21 protein-coding genes are annotated in these 20,403 nt (G+C 60.8%); 11 read left to right on the forward strand and 10 right to left on the reverse strand.

What is annotated here, in order from left to right:
* Positions 1-12: 12 nt before the first annotated feature.
* From WCL58_RS18560 to WCL58_RS18575, 4 genes are all read right to left on the reverse strand, one after another.
* Positions 13-351 carry a type II toxin-antitoxin system RelE/ParE family toxin gene (locus WCL58_RS18560; protein ID WP_049202849.1) on the reverse strand — a complete coding sequence of 113 codons (339 nt, stop codon included), beginning with the start codon at positions 349-351 and terminating at the stop codon, positions 13-15.
* 14 nt (positions 352-365) lie between these two features.
* Positions 366-635, reverse strand: coding sequence for a hypothetical protein (locus WCL58_RS18565; protein ID WP_004930864.1), 270 nt, complete (start codon positions 633-635; stop codon positions 366-368).
* A 174-nt stretch (positions 636-809) separates the two neighbouring features.
* Positions 810-1,631, reverse strand: a complete 822-nt coding sequence (gene iolB / locus WCL58_RS18570; protein WP_336851469.1) for a 5-deoxy-glucuronate isomerase — start codon at positions 1,629-1,631, stop codon at positions 810-812.
* Positions 1,632-1,708: 77 nt separating this feature from the next.
* Entirely contained in the window at positions 1,709-3,214 is a 1,506-nt protein-coding gene (locus tag WCL58_RS18575; protein WP_336851470.1) for a CoA-acylating methylmalonate-semialdehyde dehydrogenase, read from the reverse strand.
* A 556-nt stretch (positions 3,215-3,770) separates the two neighbouring features.
* Between WCL58_RS18575 and WCL58_RS18580 the strand changes: the two genes are divergently transcribed.
* Positions 3,771-5,213 carry a sugar porter family MFS transporter gene (locus WCL58_RS18580; RefSeq protein WP_049202853.1) on the forward strand — a complete coding sequence of 481 codons (1,443 nt, stop codon included), beginning with the start codon at positions 3,771-3,773 and terminating at the stop codon, positions 5,211-5,213.
* A 32-nt stretch (positions 5,214-5,245) separates the two neighbouring features.
* The gene (locus tag WCL58_RS18585) at positions 5,246-6,082 is read left to right on the forward strand and encodes a TIM barrel protein (RefSeq protein ID WP_060424467.1); all 837 of its coding nucleotides are present in this window, start codon (positions 5,246-5,248) and stop codon (positions 6,080-6,082) included.
* A 36-nt stretch (positions 6,083-6,118) separates the two neighbouring features.
* Here WCL58_RS18585 and fetB read toward each other — a convergent pair whose 3' ends face one another.
* From fetB to WCL58_RS18610, 5 genes are all read right to left on the reverse strand, one after another.
* Positions 6,119-6,892: an iron efflux ABC transporter permease subunit FetB gene (gene fetB / locus WCL58_RS18590; RefSeq protein WP_049202855.1), complete on the reverse strand. Its 774-nt coding sequence runs from the start codon at positions 6,890-6,892 to the stop codon at positions 6,119-6,121.
* Entirely contained in the window at positions 6,879-7,556 is a 678-nt protein-coding gene (gene fetA, locus WCL58_RS18595) for an iron efflux ABC transporter ATP-binding subunit FetA (RefSeq protein WP_047729658.1), read from the reverse strand. The genes fetB and fetA overlap by 14 nt, the downstream gene beginning before the upstream one ends.
* Positions 7,557-7,746: 190 nt before the next feature.
* On the reverse strand, positions 7,747-8,034 hold the full coding sequence (locus tag WCL58_RS18600; RefSeq protein WP_100396774.1) for a FaeA/PapI family transcriptional regulator: 288 nt from the start codon (positions 8,032-8,034) through the stop codon (positions 7,747-7,749).
* A 38-nt stretch (positions 8,035-8,072) separates the two neighbouring features.
* Positions 8,073-9,173, reverse strand: a complete 1,101-nt coding sequence (locus WCL58_RS18605; RefSeq protein WP_244951341.1) for an FKBP-type peptidyl-prolyl cis-trans isomerase N-terminal domain-containing protein — start codon at positions 9,171-9,173, stop codon at positions 8,073-8,075.
* Positions 9,174-9,202: 29 nt separating this feature from the next.
* A complete protein-coding gene (locus WCL58_RS18610) occupies positions 9,203-9,616 on the reverse strand; it encodes a hypothetical protein (protein WP_038871468.1) in 414 nt (137 codons plus the stop codon).
* Positions 9,617-10,373: 757 nt separating this feature from the next.
* On the opposite strand from WCL58_RS18610, the gene WCL58_RS18615 reads away from it, so the two are divergent.
* The 9 genes from WCL58_RS18615 (at position 10,374) to pdxR (ending at position 19,395) form a co-directional block, all read left to right on the forward strand.
* Complete coding sequence (locus WCL58_RS18615; protein ID WP_038871472.1) at positions 10,374-10,904, forward strand: fimbrial protein; 531 nt, start codon at positions 10,374-10,376, stop codon at positions 10,902-10,904.
* A 91-nt stretch (positions 10,905-10,995) separates the two neighbouring features.
* Positions 10,996-11,547 carry a fimbrial protein gene (locus WCL58_RS18620; RefSeq protein ID WP_060441410.1) on the forward strand — a complete coding sequence of 184 codons (552 nt, stop codon included), beginning with the start codon at positions 10,996-10,998 and terminating at the stop codon, positions 11,545-11,547.
* Positions 11,548-11,633: 86 nt separating this feature from the next.
* Positions 11,634-14,120, forward strand: coding sequence for a fimbria/pilus outer membrane usher protein (locus tag WCL58_RS18625; RefSeq protein WP_102985396.1), 2,487 nt, complete (start codon positions 11,634-11,636; stop codon positions 14,118-14,120).
* A gap of 24 nt (positions 14,121-14,144) precedes the next feature.
* Positions 14,145-14,891 (forward strand): fimbrial biogenesis chaperone, encoded by a 747-nt coding sequence (locus WCL58_RS18630; protein ID WP_070913855.1) that lies wholly within the window; start codon positions 14,145-14,147, stop codon positions 14,889-14,891.
* Between the two features lie 11 nt (positions 14,892-14,902).
* The gene (locus WCL58_RS18635; RefSeq protein WP_047729654.1) at positions 14,903-15,514 is read left to right on the forward strand and encodes a fimbrial protein; all 612 of its coding nucleotides are present in this window, start codon (positions 14,903-14,905) and stop codon (positions 15,512-15,514) included.
* Positions 15,515-15,528: 14 nt separating this feature from the next.
* Complete coding sequence (locus WCL58_RS18640; RefSeq protein ID WP_033651772.1) at positions 15,529-16,533, forward strand: fimbrial protein; 1,005 nt, start codon at positions 15,529-15,531, stop codon at positions 16,531-16,533.
* 17 nt (positions 16,534-16,550) lie between these two features.
* Complete coding sequence (locus WCL58_RS18645; protein WP_038871490.1) at positions 16,551-17,090, forward strand: fimbrial protein; 540 nt, start codon at positions 16,551-16,553, stop codon at positions 17,088-17,090.
* A 108-nt stretch (positions 17,091-17,198) separates the two neighbouring features.
* A complete protein-coding gene (locus WCL58_RS18650) occupies positions 17,199-17,822 on the forward strand; it encodes a helix-turn-helix transcriptional regulator (RefSeq protein ID WP_060424452.1) in 624 nt (207 codons plus the stop codon).
* Positions 17,823-17,901: 79 nt separating this feature from the next.
* Positions 17,902-19,395: a MocR-like pyridoxine biosynthesis transcription factor PdxR gene (gene pdxR / locus WCL58_RS18655; RefSeq protein ID WP_336851471.1), complete on the forward strand. Its 1,494-nt coding sequence runs from the start codon at positions 17,902-17,904 to the stop codon at positions 19,393-19,395.
* Here the strand turns inward: pdxR and WCL58_RS18660 are convergent.
* The gene (locus tag WCL58_RS18660) at positions 19,392-20,306 is read right to left on the reverse strand and encodes a DMT family transporter (RefSeq protein WP_336851482.1); all 915 of its coding nucleotides are present in this window, start codon (positions 20,304-20,306) and stop codon (positions 19,392-19,394) included. The two genes, pdxR and WCL58_RS18660, sit on opposite strands and share 4 nt — an antisense overlap.
* Between the last annotated feature and the right edge of the window lie 97 nt (positions 20,307-20,403).

The following is a 20,403-nucleotide window of genomic DNA, read 5'->3' on the forward strand; positions in this document are numbered from 1 at the left end:
GGCGCGGCGGGATTATTGCAGCAACAAATAGCGGTAGAGCGCGCTTTCCAGATCCTGCTTCATGCTGATGAAAAGCAGAATCTCCACCGTCTGGCCGTCGTAGTCATAGATGACGCGGTATTCGCTATCGGGATCCAATCGCTCGTGCAACCGTACCCCCATGCCCGCCAGCACGGCGTTGAAGCGGTAGCGGGCAGGATCGTCGGCAATTGCCGCAAGGGACGATAACAACAGATTGTCCACGAACACCCCGGCTGCGGCGGCCCCTATCGTTCCGCTCTTGTAAGACTCGATGTCTTTCAGGCTCCATTCCGCCGCCGGCGCGACGGTAAAACGTATTTCCTTGGGCATCCTGCACCTCGGGCCTATTTCCGCGCGTCGCGCAGCCGCTGCAACGTTTCTTCGGGCGACAGACCGCGCTGATTTTTAATCTCTTGCTTCGCCATCATAGTCAGTTTCAGCAACGCGTTGGACTGGCGCTCCAGATTGCGTTCCCGAATTTCGGCCTCTCTCTCAGCCGCCGTTTGCACAAACAGCTCAGCAACACCATTTTTTGTGACGTAAACCCCGCCTTCAAACAGATCGGGCGAACCTAATCCTTCTCGCGCCGCTTTTTGGGACATGGTAGTCGTCATGGTTTTTCCTCCTGCGCATAGGCAATCACGCTGTATCACAGCGGTTCTTTGGATTCACTCAGCCGGGGAGCGATCGCGTGCGGACAGGTTATCATTTGAACAAGATGGAGGGCAAATTTAGGTCAAATTTATACCCTGATAAAAAGAAAGCCCGGCAAGCCGGGCCTCAAGCGCTTATTGCGCGGCGGGATAGGCGTCGCCGTTAATCCAGGCGTGGTCTTTTTCCCAGGTGAATTTCCACTGCCGCACCGGCCCGGCCATCACGTTGAGATAATAGTTGTCGTAGCCTGCCAGGGTCGCCACCGGGTGATAACCGCGCGGCACTTTCACCACGTCGCGATTGTAGACCGGCATGCACTCGTCGAGCGTGCGATCGTCGGTATAGACACGCTGCATGCAGAACCCCTGCTCCGGCTGAATGCGGTGATAATACGTCTCTTCGAGATAGGTTTCGTCCGGCGAGTCTTCCCGATCGTGCTTGTGGCTCGGGTAGGAACTGGTGTTGCCCTCGTCGGTGTAAACCTCCACCACCAGCAGGCTGTCGGCCGGCTCGCTGTCCGGCAGAATGTTGTGCACCAACCGCTGGTTACGCCCCTTGCCGCGCCGCTCCACGCCGATATCCGCCGGCGTGATCAGCCGTGAGGGCAGGTGGCCGCTGCCGGGCGTGCTGCACACCGCCAGCTCCAGATCGGTTTCTGCCCGCACGTCGATGCGATCGTGATGCGGCACATACACCGCGTAAGGCGGCGTGCGCTCGAACGGGCTCATGCGTTTGCCGATATACGGGTACTCGGCGCGCAGCGTGGCGACGGAGGCGATACCGGCCACCAGCACCAGGCACAGCTCCTTATCGCCGCACTCAAGCTGCAGCGACTGCCCGGCGGCCAGGCGATAAACGTCAAAGCCGACATAGCGCCAACCGGCATTTTCCGGCGTCACGTGCTGGATGCGCCCTTCGGCGTTCGGCGTCTGACATTTGGCAAGCAGTGAAGACATCTCGATTCTCCTGTTAATGATTCGTGCAAAGGCCGCTGCCCCGAAGGAGCAACGGCCTGGCCTGAATATGACAGCGCTTAACCCAGCGTCGGCATGCTGAATTCGGACACCGTCTGCTGCCCGGCCGGCCAGCGCGCGGTGGCGGTCTTCATGCGCGTGTAGAAGCGCACGCCGTCGGTGCCGTGCACGTTCAGCGCGCCGAACACCGAGCGCTTCCAGCCGCCGAAGCTGTGGAACGCCATCGGCACCGGCACCGGCACGTTGACGCCGACCATCCCGGCCTGCACTTCTTGCACGAACTGGCGCGCGTAGTGGCCGCTGCCGGTAAAGATGGCGCTGCCGTTGCCGAACTCGTGGCCGTTCACCGTGTCGATGGCGGTACGGTAGTCCGGCACCCGCACGATGCCCAGCACCGGCCCGAAGATCTCTTCACGGTAGATGCGCATGTTCGGTTTCACATGGTCGAACAGCGTGCCGCCGACGTAGTAGCCTTCAGGATAGCCCGGCACCTGATAATTGCGGCCGTCGGCCACCAGGGTCGCGCCTTCTTCCACGCCCAGATCGATGTAGCCCAGCACCTTCTTCTGGTGGGCGGACGACACCAGCGGCCCCATTTCATTCTCTTCGCCGCCCTGCTGCAAGCCCGGCCCGACGCGCAGCTGCGCGATCAGCGGCTTCAATTTGGCGATCAGTTTGTCGGCGGTATCGTCACCGACCACCACGGCGATCGGCAACGCCATGCAGCGCTCGCCGGCGGAGCCGAACGCGCCGCCCATCAGCGCGTTAACCGTGGCGTCCAGATCGGCGTCCGGCATGACGATCGCCTGGTTCTTCGCCGCGCCGAAGGCCTGCACCCGCTTGCCGTGCGCACTGGCGGTGGTGTAGATATGTTCCGCCACGGTGGAGGAGCCGACGAAGCTCACCGCCTGAATGCGCGGATCGGTGCACAGCTGCGCCGCGTCTTCATTGGCGCAGTGCACCACGTTGAACACGCCGTCCGGCAGGCCGGCTTCTTTCAGCAGCTCCGCCAGGCGCACCGAGGCGGAAGGCACCAGCGCCGGCGGCTTGAGGATGAAGGTGTTGCCGCAGGCCAGCGCGATAGGGAACATCCACATCGGCACCATCGCCGGGAAGTTGAACGGGGTAATGCCCGCCACCACGCCCAGCGGCTGCATCAGCGAGAAGCTGTCGACGCCGCTGCCGACGTCCGGCGAATACTCGCCCTTGATCAGATGCGGGATGCCGCAGGCGAATTCGACCACTTCCATGCCGCGCGTCAGTTCGCCCAGCGCATCCGAGTACACTTTGCCGTGCTCGCTGACGATAAGCTCGGCCAGCTCGTCGCGGTGCTGTTCCAGCAGCGCCTTGAAATTGAACATGATGCGCGCGCGGCGCAGCGGCGTGGTGCGCGACCAGTCGGCAAACGCCCGATGGGCCACGTCGATGGCCTGTTTGACTTCGGCGGCGGTGCTCTGCGTGACGCGCCGCTCAACCTGCCCGCTGGCCGGGTTGTGCACGTCAACGGCTTGATTACTGCTGCTCAGGCACACCTGCCCGCCAATAAAGTTACCCACGGTTTTCATGTCACGCCCTCTTTTCAAGTCCGCTGTCGCCTGGCCATTCGCCGGCGGCACGGCGTTAATCGTCCCGCTCGCCAAACCCCGTCGGCAAGCCGGCTAAATCCTGACCGGATGTAGCAAACTCTATTTCATTGAAAAAAAAGTTTCAAATAAATTGTTTTGGAAAATTTATTTTTAGTGCGTGAGGTCGCAATTTTGCGGTGTCGATCCGGTTGGCGCTTTCATTGGCGTGCCAGGGAAAGCGCAACGGCGGAGAAGAAATCCGGGGTAATGCACACTGACTTTGCTACAGAAAACCCGCGCTATGCCTGCCCTGTCGTCGTTACCGCCAGCCCCCGTTCGCCCAAGATGCCCGAATCGCTCGCGACGGTTTTTTTTGAACTGGATCTAAAAATCAATATTCCATTATTCACTAATTATGAAATAAATGTTCTTGTTTGTTCCAGCATTTATCGACGACATCGCCTTGATGACAGGCACGGTTCACACCCTTCCGCTCGCCCTCTTCCCGACACCCCAACCGTGCGGACGGAAGCCAGGATAAAAATCGGAGCAACACATGTCATATCAGCGTAAGCACAATACCGGCTACATATTGCGAATTTGCGGCATCGCCGCCCTGGGCGGCATTCTGTTCGGCTACGATACCGCCGTGATCTCCGGCGCGATCGAAGCGTTGAAAACCTATTTCAGTCTCAGCCCGGCCGAAACCGGTTGGGCGGTCTCCAACGTGGTGATCGGCTGCGTGGTCGGCGCCTTCGCCGCCGGGCCGCTGGCGGCGCGCTGGGGCCGTAAAAAGGCGCTGATGCTGGCGGCGCTGCTGTTCACCGTGTCCGCCGTGGGCGCGGCCTTGGCCCCGACCTTCACCTGGTTCGTCATCTACCGCATCATCGGCGGGCTGGCGGTCGGCATTGCCGCCACCGTGTCGCCGATGTACATGTCGGAAGTGTCGCCAAAGGACATGCGCGGGCGCGCGCTCAGCATGCAGCAGTTCGCCATCGTCTTCGGTCAGATCGTGATTTTCTACGTCAACTTCAAAATCGCCAGCCTCGCCAGCGAAGCCTGGCTGGTGGAAATGGGCTGGCGCTGGATGTTCGCCTCGGGCGTAATCCCCTGCATTCTGTTCTGCATCCTGGTGTTCGTCATTCCTGAATCGCCGCGCTGGAACGTAATGATGGGGCGCGACGATCAGGCGCTGGCGATGTTGACCAAGGTCTCCAACGCCGCCCACGCGCAGAATCTGCTGAAAGAAATCAAAGACTCGCTGCAGCAGGATCAACAGCAGCAGCACCGGAAGCTGAACTACGGCGATGTGCGGGTACGTTTCATCCTGTTCGTCGGCTGCATGATCGCCATGTTGCAGCAGGTGACTGGCGTCAACGTAATGATGTATTACGCGCCGGTGGTGCTGAAAACCGTGACCGAAAACGCGCAGGAAGCGCTGTTTCAGACCATCTGGATCGGCGTGCTGCAGCTGGTCGGTTCGGTCATCGGCGCCATGCTGATGGATCGCATGGGCCGCATTCCCTTGATGCGTTATGGCACGCTGGGCGCCATCGCCGGCCTGCTGCTCACCTCGTACGCGCTCTACACCCAGGCCACCGGCTATTTCGCGCTGTTCGGCATGCTGTTCTTCATGGTGTTTTATGCGCTGTCCTGGGGCGTCGGCGCCTGGGTGCTGGTGTCGGAAATCTTCCCGAACCGCATGCGCGCGCAGGGGATGAGCATCGCCGTCGGCTGCATGTGGGTCGCCAACTTCGCGGTGTCGCAGTCGTTCCCGATGATCAACGACCACCCGTATCTGTTCTCGCATTTCCACGGCGCCTTCCCGATGTGGATCTTCGCCGCCTGCTGCCTGTTCAGCTACTGGTTCATCGGCCGCTACATTCCGGAAACCAAAGGCGTCTCGCTGGAAAAAATGGAGCAGGTGGTGCTGGCCAAACGCCACCGTCACCCCCTGCCCGACGGCAAGCCGCTGCCGCTGGAAAACGGCAAATCCTGATCTCTCAACCCTGACCGCTGGAGTAATGCCTCATGACACTTGCGCTGGACCGCTTCTGCATTAACCGCAAGATCGCGCCGAATCTCGATCTGGACAGTTTTTTCCGCCTGGTGAAACGCTGCGGGCTCAGCAAGGTTGAGCTACGCAACGACATGCCCAGCGGCAAGGTAACTGACGATCTGAGCGACGCGCAGCTCAACGCGCTCGCCGCGCAATACGGCATCGAGATCGTCACGATCAACGCCCTTGGCATGTTCAATCGGGTAGACGACCCGGCGGCGCTGCTGCAGCGCGCCGAAGCGTTGCTAGCGCAGGCGCAGGCCATCCACAGCCGGGCGCTGGTGCTGTGCCCGCACTGCAGCGCTGATGACAAGCGCAGCGAGCAGCAAAAACGCGATGATACCCTCGCGGCGTTGCGGTTGCTGGCGCCGCTGTTTGCCCGCTATGGCGTGCAGGGGTACGTCGAGCCGCTGGGCTTCGGCATCAGTTCGCTGCGATCGTCGCTGCTGACTCAGGCGCTCATCCGCGATTCGGGCGCGCCGTACCGCATCGTGCTCGATACTTTCCACCACTACCTGAGCGATGTGACGCAGGCCGACTTCGATGCGCAAATCCAGGTGGCGCAGATCGGCCTGGTGCATCTGTCCGGCGTGGAAGACGGGCGGGATAAAGGCGCGCTGAGCGACGAAGAGCGCATCATGCTGAGCGAGGGCGATCGGCTGGAGAGCCGCCGCCAGGTGCAGAACCTGGAACGCCTGGGCTACACCGGCGTCTATGCCTTCGAGCCCTTCTCTTCGCAGCTGGACAGCTGGAGCGAGGCGGATATCGAACGGGAAATCCGCCACAGCATTGCCCTGCTGCAAGGGTAAAAAAAACGGCCTCCGCGGAGGCCGTTTTTCATGGCGTTACTTCAGGTTGCCGACCACCAGCTGGTGGCGCTCGTTGTAAAACTTACGGTAGGCCAGATAGCAGGCGATGATGGTCGACAGGCTGGCGGTAGAAAGCAGCATGAAGGTCACCATAATCTGGTATTTGATCGCTTTCACCGGGTCGATGCCGGCGAAGATCAGCCCGGACATCATGCCCGGCAGGCTAACCAGCCCAACGGTTTTCGCCGAGTCCACGGTCGGGATCAGCGAAGCGCGGATGCTGTCGCGGATCAGCGCCGCCGAAGCGAACTTGGGCGTCGCCCCCAGGCTGAGCATCTCCTGAATCTTCTGCTGTTCGCTTTTGAAACGCTGGCCGAGGTTGGTGTAGCACAGCCCCACCGCCACCATGGCGTTACCGGCGATCATCCCGGAGATGGGGATCACCTGCATCGGCGTAAATTCGATGGAGCCGGTCAAGACCAGCACCGCCAGCGTCAGCACCGCGCCGGTGGTGATGGCGATAAACGACGTCACGAACGCGTGTTCGACGTACTTGCTGCGTTTCTTGGCGTTGTAGGCCGCGTTAAAGCAGATGAACAGCACCATCAACACGGTAAGCACCGCGTTATCCAGGTCGAAAATATACTTCAGCACATAGCCGACGATGATCAGCTGCACCACCGCGCGGCAGATGCTCCAGATAATGTCCTTTTCCAGCGCCAGCTTTTCCCGGTGGCTGATCAGGATGGCGACCACCACCAGGATCATCGACAAGCCTAAGGATTCGTTGGTGATGTTATGCTGATTCATGCTGTTGCTCCTGTTGCTCGGCGCCGTGCGCGCGCAGGGTGATCACCTCATCCGCATGCGCTATCTCTTCGGTATCGTGCGTCACCCACAGCACCGCCAGCCGGTGCTCCGCCACCAGCTGATGCACTATCTCATTGACGTTGCGTTTGTTTTCCTCGTCCAGCGCGCTGGTGATCTCATCGAGCAGCAGCACCCGGGGCATAAACTGCAGGTTGCGGATCAGGGACACGCGCTGCTTCTCTCCGCCGGACAGCTCATTGATGCTTTTGGTCAGCATCGCCTCCGGCAGCCCGAAACGCGTCAGGTCGGCCTTCATTTTTCGTTCATCCGGCGACTGCTGACGGATCTGGTAGGGCAGCGCCAGATTGTCATAAACCGTATTGCCGAACAGCGCCGGCGTCTGGAAGCAGTAAGAAACCTGCTTGCGATACGCCTCCGGCGACATCTCGGCGATCGCCTGGCCGTCGAAATAGAGGCTCCCGCGGGTCGGATCCATTAAGGAAGAGATGATTTTCAGCAGCGTGCTTTTCCCGCAGCCGGAAGGGCCGGTGATCAGTTTGAACTCGCCCTCACCCAGCGTGAAAGAGACAGAGTCCAGGATCACCTGGTTGTCTATTTGATAATGAATATCATCCAATCTCAGTATGTCTTTCTTTTCCTTCATTACGATGCCGGCTCCCTACACCTGTTCCCGTCTGAGCGATAAGTATATGGCCGCAAAAAACATCTTAGCAATGCCTGCGCGGATGGCAGAGAGCGGAAAGGAGGATTGGCGGAGCAAAACGCCCCGCCAAATGATAAGATTAATTAATGATTAGCTGTAGAGATAGTCAAAAGCGACCGCCAGGGTCGAATCACTCTTTTTTTAGCGCTGCCTGTTCGTCGCCGCTGTACCAGCGTAGAGAATTGTTGATGCTGCGGTGGGTGCAGTGGACCTTGCCCTCCTTTTCCAGCGCCAGCAGCAGGGTTCGGGTGGTATAAATGTTTTCGCCGCATTTATCCGCCAGCTCGCGCGTCTTCGGCCACTGCTCCGGCGGGGGATGATGGCCCCCTGACCCTTCGACACGCTCTCTGCACAATCCTTGCAACACATTCAGCATCAGCGATTTTCTGCTTTCAAACGTTTTCGGCGCCTTGGCCATAGCATTCCTCCTGAGTGGTTACTGCTGAGCTCCCCCGCTCACGGCTGCACGTCAGCGATGCGCAGGGTATAAATCATGGTGGCATCCGGGGGGATTGCCGGCGGGCTGCCCTGCTTGCCGTACGCCAGCGCCGGCGGCACCACCAGCGTGATCGAGCCGTGGCGCTGCAGCTTCTCGATAGCGGCGCGAAACAGCGGCGGATAGCGCGTCAACGGCTGAGAGATCACCGTCCCTGCCAACTCCATATCTTTGACCACCCGGCCGTCGACCAGGCTTTCGCGCACCACGATATCCACCCGATCGTCGGCACCAATCGCCCCATTGCCGGCATAGTCCACCCGGTAGTAGAAACCGAGCGCATCCTGCTTGACGCCCTCCTGACGGGCGAAATCGGCCAGATAGGCTTTGTCGTCCCGCGGTGGCGCCTGCGTCTGCTGCAACCGCTGCTGCGCCGTGCGCAACGCGCTGTCGATGGCGGCCTCATCCAGCCGCAACCGCCCGGCCAGAGTATCGGCGATGCCGGCCAGCAGCAGCCGGCTGTCCGCCTCCAGCCCCGCGCGCCGGTTCTCCTGCTGCAAATGCACAATGTCGCGCCCCAGAGACACGCCGGCGGCATACGCCTGTTGGTCCGCCTCGCTGGCCAGCAAGGGCGGTTCGGTGGCCTGCTGCCGCTCGGCCAGCAAGGTGTCGATCCGCTGCTGCTGCTGCGCCAACTGCGCCGCCAACCTTGCGCTGCGCTGTTCGGCCTGCGTGAGCGAAGCGGCCAGTGCGCCCACCTCAGGCACCGGCGCAACGGCTTGCCGCAATCCCTTCAGGGCATCGGCCAGCGGCCGAATGTCGACGACGGCCCGCTCCCGTTTCGGCGCCGCCGCGGCCTGAGCCGCCGCTAACTGCCGCTCCAACTGACGAATTTTCTCCGCCTGCTGTTGCAAAGACTGCTTCAGTGAAGTTAAACGAACGCCGTCTGCCCCGGCGATGGCAGCCGATTTGGCGGCCGGTGCGGGTGCCGGTTTACGCGCGGCGTCTTCCCCGAGCGCGGCCGGCGGCGCCTGCCGTTGTTCAGCGAACTTCAACAGGGCGGGAATGCCGTCGTCGGCGGCGCAAGCGGCCCCGTTCGCCGCCAACAGCAAAAAGCCCATCGCCCATCCTTGCGCGCATCGCTTCATGGCTACAGATTCTCAACCCGGCTGGACAGATCGGACATCAGCTCATGCTCGACGTCGGCGCAGAATTTCTCGGTTTTATATTGATAAAGAGCATCAATCGCTTTACGGGTACTCTCATCCACGTTGCCGCGCACCCCGGCATATCCCGAGGCGTTGGAAAGCAGGCCGTTAAAATAGGCAATGCGCTTTTGGTAACTTTGCGGATTAATATTCTTTAACGAATTAACCCGTTGTTGGCAAAGCGCGATGCGTTGTTCATCGGATTTATCATTAGGATTGTTCTGTGAAAGTTTTTTCACAGAATTCAGTTTTGTCTTGCTACCGTCCGCACAGCCAGATAGCACCATAAAAGACAGCAAAAATATAGCCAATCCCACCTTGCGGCGTCCGCCGCAAGCATTAATCATCGTTATCATTCCGTTTATAATCCTTTAATTGTCACTTAGGTCATCATTATGTGGCGAACGGCAGCGGCACATGCCTTAATTTGATTAATCAAAAGGGGTTAGACAGCGAAAAATCCCTATTCCGCAATGCGATAGAATAATTCACTACCGGTGTAATTGTTATTCAATTGTTAATTAATCAGATCTAAACGCAGGTTAAACGCGAATAAGAAACCCAATCACTCGCGAACAGAAAACCACGAAACAACAATAAAAACAATGAATTATGTTTTATATTTTGTTTCTAAAGGGAAATGCATCATCTGCTGCCTAAGGGCGATATTAGCAAAACAATATTGTGAATTGTAGGTGCACCCCTATTTCCCCCGATCTAATATCTCGCATATCGTTATTTATATAGTGATTTATACTGGATAATATTTGTATACGATCTATTGATTTTAAAGCAAATATATTTCTTTTTCCTTTTGGTTTTATATTCTGAATTTGACTTAATTTAATAAAATCTATTTCCAAGCAATACTATTATTTGCAAGAATATTCCCAGCAACACGCCACACATAAAACTCGTATTTTATTTACCAGAAAATCCATTGTCGATTTTCCAAATCTCGTTATTTCTCATAAATAACGGATGTTGGCGTATTGCCCAGAGCAAAAGGATCTGGCTCCAACCGCACGGCCGGCGACATGGCGTTGCCGCCGCTGCGGGGGATTTAGATGTGCTGTTCTTTTTATTTAAAAACTCTCTACAGGAACCTGAGAAATGAAACTGAATAAATTAATGCTGGCAACCGTGATTGCTTTCGCTTCCGCATCTGTTGCTCATGCCGCATCTAATCAGGGCAGCGGTAAAGTCACCTTTACCGGCGAAATTATCGATGCGCCATGCAGCGTCGCGCCGGAATCCGTTGATCAGACCGTGCCAATGGGCCAGATCAGCAGCCGCATCCTGGCCAACCAGGGTAAATCCAGCATGCAGCCTTTCAACATCGAACTGAAAGATTGCTCCATCTCCACCATGAAAAACGTCAAAGTGACCTTTACCGGCACGCCTGATCCGATCAACAGCAAATTGCTGGCTCTGAGCGGCACCGCAACCGGCGCCGGCATCGTGATCTACGACAACCTGCACTCCAAAGAAGTGGAACTGGGCACCGCGACCGACGGCCAGGGCCTGAACGACGGCGACAACTCGCTGAAATTCGCCGCTTACCTGCAGGGCAGCAGCGCCTCAAGCACCGTGGTACCGGGCGACTTCACCAGCGTGGCGAACTTCACCCTGGCTTACCTGTAATACCCCACAGGGGATGTCTCAGGGCATCCCCCGCTTTATTGCATGCCGAGGATACCGGCAAGGGAACAGGGAAAGACAGGGAGACGCCAGTATGACTATCCGCCTTTGCGGCCTGTTGCTCATCGCGCTCAGCGCTGGCAACGCGGCGGCGGCAGCGAAAAATCAGGGCCACGGCAAAGTCAGCCTGGGCGGCACCATCGTCGAAACGCCGTGCGGCATCGCCAGCGACAGCCTGGATCAAACCGTCGATTTCGGGCTGATCTCCATGAGCGACGCCTCGCAGGACGGGCAGTCGGTGCTGATCGGCAGCCGCCGCCATTTCACGATCAAACTGGTGAACTGCGAGCTGGCCAGCCAGGTGAAGCCTGACTTCATCTATCGCGCGGCCAACGTCACGTTCGACGGCACCGCCGACAGCCGGGATCCTTCTCTGCTGGGCGTTTACGGCGAGGCGAAGGGGGTGGCTATCGAGCTGTTGACCGATGCCGGCACCCCGATCCCGCTCGGCAGCACGACGGCGGATTACCAGATTGTCGCCGGCGACAACACGCTGCGCTTCGGCGCGCAGTTGCGCCTGCATCCCGACAAGGCGCGGGCGGGCGGCTTCAGCTCTCTGGCCAAATTCACCCTGTCTTATCTCTAGCGCCGGCGGGCGCTGCACAGCATTACGTATTCAGGTCGTACGGATGACCTGCTATTGGGCGCGGACTTGCCATGAGTGATTATGCTATGACGTCATTACTGACACGGAAACACCTACCTCTCCTCGTCATTCTATCTTTCCTCTGGGTGCGTCCGGCATTTTCCGCCACGGAGTTCAATACCGACGTTCTGGACATCGGCGAGCGCAGCAAAGTGGATCTTTCGCGTTTCTCCGATGCCGACTACGTCATGCCCGGCGCTTATTTGCTGGACATCAAGATCAACCAGAAAACGCTGCCCCAGCGCAGCATTCAGTATTTCCCGTCGCCGGATAACAAAAGCGGCAGCCAGGTGTGCCTGCCGCCTGACCTGGTGGAAAAAATGGCGCTGAAAGAAGAAGCGGCCAAAAAAGTCACCCTGTGGCACGACAACCAGTGCGCCGACATTCGCGGTATCAAAGGCGCGACCGTCTCCGATCGCATCGGCGGCGGCGTGCTGGCGATCACCATCCCACAGGCGTGGATGAAATACTCCGATCCCGACTGGACGCCGCCCGAACAGTGGGACGACGGCATTCCCGGCCTGCTGCTGGACTACAACCTGAGCGGCCAGTTAGGCAAGCAGAGCCACAACAACAACACCGCCCAGAACCTGAGCAGCTACGGCACGCTGGGCGCCAATATGGGCGCCTGGCGCCTGCGCGCGGACTACCAGGCCAATTACAATCAGCAGGCCGGCGATCGCAGCACCGGTTTCGACTGGAACCAGATCTACGCCTATCGCGCGCTGCCGATGCAGGCCGCCAAGCTGACGCTGGGCGAGATCTACCTCGACTCCGGGGTGTTCGACGCCTATCGCTTCACCGGCCTCAACCTGGCCAGCGACGAGCGCATGCTGCCGCCCAACCTGCAGGGCTACGCGCCGGAAGTGCGCGGCATCGCCAAGAGCAACGCCAAGATCACCGTCTCGCAGGAAGGCCGCACGCTGTACGAAACCACCGTGCCCGCCGGGCCGTTCGCCATTCAGGATCTCAACAGCTCGGTGCGCGGCAAGCTGGACGTCAAGGTGGAAGAGCAAGACGGCACCGTCTCGACCTTCCAGGTGGATACCGCCACCATTCCGTACCTGACCCGACCGGGCTACGTGCGCTACAACGTGGCGCTGGGCAAAACCTCGGCCTACGACCACCGCACCCAGGGGCCGCTGTTTTCCGCCAGCGACTTCTCCTGGGGCCTGAGCAACGCCTGGTCGCTGTACGGCGGTGCGCTGCTCGGCGGCGACTATAACGCCTGGGCGCTCGGCCTCGGCCGCGATCTGAACGTGTTCGGCGCCATGTCGCTGGACGTCACCCAGTCGATCGCCCGCCTGCCCGGCGAACCGACCGCCAGCGGCATGTCGTTCAAGCTCAACTACGCCAAACGCTTCGACGAGCTGAACAGCCAGATCACCTTCGCCGGCTACCGCTTCTCACAGCGCAAGTTCATGAACATGTCGCAGTACCTGCAGGAGCGTTACGGCGATTACGACAAGAATTACAACGGCCGTCAGAAAGAGCTGTACACCATCACCGCCAGCAAAACCTTTATGGCGGAAGACAGCGCCAAGGCGATCACCGCCTACCTGACCTACTCGCACCAGACCTATTGGGATGCGCGAACTCAGGATCGTTACGGGCTGTCGGCCAGCAAGCTGTTCAGCGTCGGCGATATCAGCAACATCACCGCCTCGCTGTCGGCTTACCGCACCTATTACCAGGGCCGCACCGACGACAGCGTGATGCTCAACTTCACCGTGCCGATCGGCGATCGCCGGCGCGTCGGTTATGCGCTGCAAACCAACAATGGCGATGTCACGCAGACCGCGTCGTACAACGACTACAGCGATCCGGACAATACCTGGCAGGTCAGCGGCGGCTTTAATCAGTCCGGCAAATCGCTGGCGCGCGGGTACTACACCCATAACGCTTCGTTCGGCTCGCTGAACGCCAGCGCCTCTTACCAGCAGGACAGCTACTCGTCGATCGGCGGCTCGTTCCGCGGCGGCCTCACCGCCACCCGACACGGTATCGCGGCGCACCAGAACTCGAGTAACGGCGGCAGCCGCATGATGCTCGACACCGACGGCATCGCCGGCGTGCCGATCAACAACGGCCGCGCCTACAGCAACCGTTTCGGGCTGGCGGTGATTTCCGACATCACCAGCTACTACAACACCGACACCCGCATCGACGTCAACAAGCTGGCGGACGACGTCGAGGCCACTCGCGCCGTGGTGCAAGGCACGCTGACCGAAGGCGCGATCGGCTACCGCCACTTCGAGGTGGTGAAAGGCAGCAAGCTGCTGGCCACCATTCGCCTCGCGGACGGCAGCGAACCGCCGTTCGGCGCCGCGGTGCTGAGCGAGAAAGGCCGCGAGGTCGCGGTGGTCAACGACGGCGGTTCGGTCTACCTGACCGGCGTGCAGCCGGAGGAAAAGCTGGACGTCGCCTGGGAAGGCCAACGCCGCTGCCGCATCGTGATCCCGGGCGCCGCCAAGCCGCTGGACCAGCTGCTGCTGCCGTGCGCCACCCTGTAATCCGTAACGCTGAGAAATAATGACATGAACAAACACCCGATAACGCTACTGACCGCCGCCGGCCTGGCCCTGAGCGCCGTACTGCCCACCGCCGACGCGGCGATATCGCTGGATCGCACGCGCGCCGTCTATGTGAGCGACGCCAAATCGATCAGCCTGAATATCGTCAACGAAAACAAAGAGCTGCCTTTCCTGGCGCAGTCCTGGCTGGAGAACGAGCAGCACCAGAAAATCACCTCGCCGCTGGTGGTGCTGCCGCCGTTGCAGCGCGTGGAGCCGAGCGAACGCAGCGTAGTGCGCATCACCAAGACGCCGGAGGCGGATCGCCTGCCGCAGGATCGCGAGTCGGTGTTCTACTTCAACCTGCGCGAAATTCCGCCGAAAAGCACCAAAACCAACGTGATGCAGCTGGCGCTGCAAACGCAGATCAAACTGTTCTACCGGCCGAAGGCCATCGTCGCGCCCAAGGGCCAGGTGTGGCAGGAAAAGCTGGTGTTCCGTAAAAGCGGCGGCGCCATCACCGTCGACAACCCGACGCCGTTTTACATCACCCTGACCGGCATGACGCGGCAGACGCAAAAACAGGGCGGCGGCGCGATCGGCGGTTTTCAGCCGCTGATGCTGAAGCCGAAATCCAGCGAAAGCCTCAAGCTGCACGACACCGGCATGAACAGCTTCGTCATCACCTACATCAACGACTACGGCGGCCACCCCGAACTGCGCTTCGCCTGCAACGGCAACGTTTGCACCGCCGTGCCCGAGAAAAAATAAGGAGGTCCAGCATGGCTGAATTCACCGATCGACTGCGCCCGCTGCTGCTCGGCGCACTGCTGTGCGGCGGCAGCGCGCTGGCGGCAACGCCGCTGGGCGTGATCGAAGGCACCACCGGCACCGTCAGCTTTCACGGCGGCCTGCTCAGCTCCCCCTGCAGCCTGACGCCGGACAGCCGGGATCAGTCCGTCGATCTGGGCGACGTCAGCGCACGCGACTTCCGCAACGCCGGCGATCGCAGCGCGCCGGTGCGTTTTCGCCTCTCGTTCCGCAACTGCCTGCTGGGCGCGCGCGCGTTGGCGGATAACCCGGCCGGCCCGCGCAACGGCGACGCCGGCCGCCTCTATCTGCAGGGAGAGCAGGCCGCGACGCTGGTGTTTCTCGGCGAAAGCGACGTCGACAACCCGTCGCTGCTGAAGTTGAACGGCGGCGTGCAGGGCATCGGCCTGCGGCTGCAAGACCAGCAGGGCCAGGCGCTGGAGCTGAATCAGCGCAGCCGCCCCTACATTCTGCAACCCGGCAGCAACACCCTGTGGTTCAGCGCCAGCGTGGAGTCCACCCAGCGGGCGGTGATGGCGGCCGGGTTCGCCGCCGTGGCGCACATTCAGGTGATTTACCTGTGAGGCTCGAGAACGCGATGAAAACTCAACTGACCAAACTCTGCCTGCCGCTGGCGATCGCCCTGGCGGCCCCCGCCGCCTGGGCCAACGGCTACGTCACGCCGGACGGCGGGCCGAAACAGTTCTATATCGATCTGAATCAAAGCAACATCACCAACCAGGTGGGGTTTACCAAACAGTTTCCCTATTCCTTAGGCGGTACCTATACCGGCAAGGCCTACTGCGATACGCCGATCCCCCGAAGCCCGCACTTTTACAAGTCGGATTCGGCGCTGCCCCCCTCGGACTACGGCAACGGCTTCTTGCAGTTGAACGACTTCCTGGATTTAAAAGCCGAAGTGTGGATTGCAGGTAATAAGAAGGCCTATGTCACGGTGCCTTTTTACAACGAATCCAACGAGTATCCCAATCACAGTTGCTCACCGCCCTATGTGCAGGTCAACAACTATGAAAGCGGTTCAAAAGGCCGCATCACCTTCCGGGTACGCAAAAAGATCATCAACGGCGTCGAGATTAACGATCGGCAGATCATCGAGATGTTCGGCCGCCTCGGCTCAACCGACGGCGGTTTCGGCCCCAATCCGATGGCGCAGGTGTTTATCCAGTCCGCGATCCTCTACGTGCCGGATAAATGCGTGGTGAACGAAGGCCAGTTGATCAACGTGGAGTTCGGCGAGATCGGCGGCAGCGATCTCAACGGCTCGAACTACCCGCAAAGCATTCCGGTGCGCTTCCAGTGCGAGGGCGGCAGCTTCGAGGACGGTACGCTGAACATCAAGCTGGCAGTGTCGGGCACGGCGGCCGCCTTCAGCAACGAGGTGTTCAAAACCGACAAGAACGATCTCGGCATCCGGCTGACGCACAATGGCCAGCTGGTTATCCCGAATGAGTTTTACCCGGTGCCGAACATCGGCAACGGCGGCTCCTGGAACCTGGTGGCGGCACCGTTCGCCAACGGCGGCGCAGAGATCGGCGAAGGGGAATTCAACGCATCGGCCACCATCGTGGCGGCATTCCAGTAACCGAGGGAGGAACGAAAATGCGTCTACGCGCTTTAGCGCTGCTGAGCTGCGTGCCCTGGTGGTTTACCGCCATGCCGGCGACGGCGAACACCGAGCTTATCGGCGCACCGGTGCAGTTCCACGGCACCGTGGTGAGCCGCCCGTGCAATATCGAACCGCAGTCCGCCGACCAACTGGTGGAGATGGGCACGGTGATCGTCAAAACCCTGTACCGCTACGGCCACACCACGCCGGTGCCGTTCAGCATCAAGCTGACCGACTGCAAGACTACGGTGTTCAAATCCGTCAGCGTGACCTTCAGCGGCACCGAAGACGGAGAGCTGCCGGGCAAGCTGGCGATCAACAACGGCGCGAACGGCGCCGCCATCGCCCTGTTCGATCATCAGGGTGCAGATATCGATCTGAATAAGGCCACCAGCGCCGTCGCGCTGCAAAACGGCCCCAACAGCCTGAACTTCACCGCCTATGTACAGGGGCGGCCGAGTGCGATTCAGAACCAAAGCATTACCGAAGGCGAATTCACATCCGTCGCCAATTTTGTGCTGGCGTACCAATAAGCCCGCACCGCCCCAGGGAAATCAGGAAAACGACCGGCGCGCGAACGCCGGCGATTGGCCGTCACCGTTCGCTCCGGCGCGGTGACGCGGCCTTTTAAGGAGCCACCCATGCCAGATATTCGCTTCACGCTGTTCGACAGCGATAACTTCTACCAGCAGGGGCTGCGTCTGCTGCTGCAGGACTATCTGCACTCCCTGAACGAATGCCAACGCCGGTATCCGCAGTTCTCACCGCTGGCGCTGCAGGCGTTGGATAACATCGAAATCGTGTTCCGCACGCCGGAAGAGCGCTGGGGCTGCGCCTGCTGTTATCAGAGCCCCTACGGCATCCCGCGCCAGCGGCAGCTGACCCTGCTGATCCTCGACGACACGACCCAGCAACAGGTGAAAAACCTGCCGCCGCTGTTCAGCATCCATCGGCGCGATTCGGCCTACGCCATCCGCCTCAAGCTGCAAATGGCGTTGGAAAAATTCATCCAGCATCCGTGGATGGCGGTGCATGCCGCCGGCATGTGGAAATGCCAGGCCTGCCGCATCGCCGCGCTCAGCCACTGCGAGAAAAAGGTGCTGGGATTGATGAGCAGCGGCATGTCCGCCTGCAGCATCGCCGGCCTGCTGCAGCGCAGCCAGAAAACCATCAGCGCCCACAAGCGTTCGGCGATGCGCAAGCTGAACGTGCGCAAAAACAGCGAGTTGAATAAGGTGCTGCTGAATCAGCGGGGGCTTGGCTGAGCGACAACAGGCTCGCGAGTGACGCCAGAGTGGTTTACTCTGAATGCTCATTTTCACTCTATCAAGCGAGCCGGAATACATGCCCAGAACAGCCAAAGTCGTTGACGTCCCCGCCATCGGCGAGCTCGATCGCCTGGCGGGCCAGCTTAGCCACCAGCTGGCGCAGGCCCTGCGCCAGGCCATCCATCGGGGCGATCTGAAAGCGGGCGATCTGCTGCCCTCGACGCGCCGGCTATCAGCGGCGCTGAATCTGGCACGCGGCACGGTATTGGAAGCATTCGCTCAGTTAACGGCGGAAGGCTTTCTCGAACCGCAGCCCGGCTCCGGCACCCGGGTCGCTCACTATCAGGCGCCGCGCCGCACGCCGCACGCCAACGTGCAGGCGAGTTCGGCGGTAGCGGTGCCGCTTTCTTCACAGGCGCAGCATCTGGCGCGCTTCGCCGCCCAGGCACGGGCGCTGCCGCCGGTGCCGTTCACCGTCTCGGTGCCGATCGGCGATACCGCGCCCGACGATGTCTGGCGGCGGCTCGGCAACCGCATCCGGGCACGTGGCCCGGGCGCCCCGTCGGGCTACGGCGATCCGCTGGGCGCGTTGCCGCTGCGCGAAGCCATCTGCGACTATGTGCGCCGTTCCCGCTCGGTAAACTGCACGCCGCAGCAAATCCTCATCACCTCCGGCACACAACAAGGGCTCTATTTGGCCGCCCAGATCCTGCTGGACGCCGGCGACAGCGCCTGGGTCGAAGATCCCGCCTACGCCGGCATTACCGCCATTTTCGACAGCCTGTTTCGCGATCGGCACATGATTAGGGTGCCCGTCGCCGACGACGGCATCGACGTTGCCGCCGGCGTGCGTCTGGCCGCCGACGCCCGCGCCGCCTTTGTCACGCCGTCGCATCAATATCCGCTGGGCATGCCGATGAGCATGGCGAAAAGAAGCGCCCTGCTGGCCTGGGCCAAAGAGCGGCAGGCCTGGATCGTGGAAGACGACTACGACAGCGAGATGCGCTACGCCGGTCACCCGTTCCCTTCGCTGCAGGGACTGGCGCCCGAACGGACGCTCTATCTCGGCACCTTCAGCAAGGTGCTGTTCCCTTCGCTGCGGCTGGGTTACGCCGTCGTGCCGCCGCCGCTGGTCGACGCCTTTTGCGGCGCCAGGATCCTGATGGATCGCCATCCACCCAGCGCGGATCAACACGTGCTGGCCGCCTTTATCGCCGAAGGGTATCTCGACCGCCATATCCGCAAAATGCGCGGCGTCTACGCCGAGAAACGCCGGGTGCTGATCGAGGCGATCAACACGCATATCCCCGCGGAGCTGGCGGTCGTGCAGCCCTGCGATCAGGGCATGCACATGGTGCTGTGGCTGAGGAAAGATCTCGATGACGTGCGGGTCGCCCAATGCGCCAACGAAGCCGGATTGGCGCTGCGGGCGGTGTCGCCGATGTATGCGCCCGGCCACGGTGAGCCGGGTCTGGTGCTGGGATTGGGCGGTTACGCCGACCGCCAGGTGCAACAGGCGGTGGAACGGCTCGGACAGGTGATCCTGGCCTGCGCCGGCAGCGGCGCCTAGCGGGAAAAACGTTTGGCGCCGAACACGCAAACCACCACGCCGGCCATCACGGCGATCATCATCGGCTGGACGGTCTCATGCAGCAGCCAGCCCGCCAGCGCCAGGCCTAAGAACGGCTGCAGCAGCTGCAACTGTCCGACGGCGGCGATGCCGCCCTGCGCCAGGCCGCGATACCAGAAAATAAACCCAATCCACATGCTGAACACCGAGACGTAAACCAGCGACAGCCAGGCGGCGCCGCTGATCGCAGGCCAACCGGCCGGCGCCGCCAGCCAGGTGGCCGCCAGCGTCAACGGCAACGCCACCACCAGCGCCCAGGAGATCACCTGCCAGCCGCCGATCCGGCGCGACAGCACCGCCCCTTCGGCATAGCCCAGGCCGCACAGCAACACCGCCCCGACCATCAGCGCATCCCCTTGCCAGGCACCGCCGCTCCCCTGGCTCAACGCGAAAGCGCCCACCAACACGGCGCCGACGCCTGAAAAAGCCCAAAAAGCGGGCTTGGGCCGTTCTCCGCCGCGCAAAACGCCAAAACCGGCGGTCGCCAGCGGCAGCAGGCCGATGTACACCAGCGAATGCGCCGACGTGGTGTGCTGCAGCGCCAGCGCCGTCAGCAGCGGAAAACCGATGACCACGCCGAGCGCCACAAACAGCAGCGGCGGCAAATCGGCCCGCGTCGGCCGCGCCTGCCGGGTGATCAGCAACGCACACAGGGCCAGCAAGGCGGCGATCGCCGCCCTGACCGCCGTCAGAAACAGCGGATCGAGCTCCAGCACCGCCACTCGCGTGGCGGGCAGCGAGCCGCTGAAGATCATCATGCCGAGGAAGCCGTTCATCCAGCCCTGGGCCGAATGCCCGGCGGCGGGATGTGCAGGGGAAACAACGAGAGTTTTTTCAGACTGACTGTCCATCATGTGAACGCTCCGCACGCCTGAGGCATACCGAAATCGGCAACCCGCGAGGCGATGTCATAGTGAAAGAGAACATCGTTCCCCGGCGTCGCTTGCC

Source organism: Serratia sp. TMDUHS_CL, assembly GCF_037137105.1.
Taxonomy (GTDB): Bacteria; Pseudomonadota; Gammaproteobacteria; order Enterobacterales; family Enterobacteriaceae; genus Serratia; species Serratia nevei.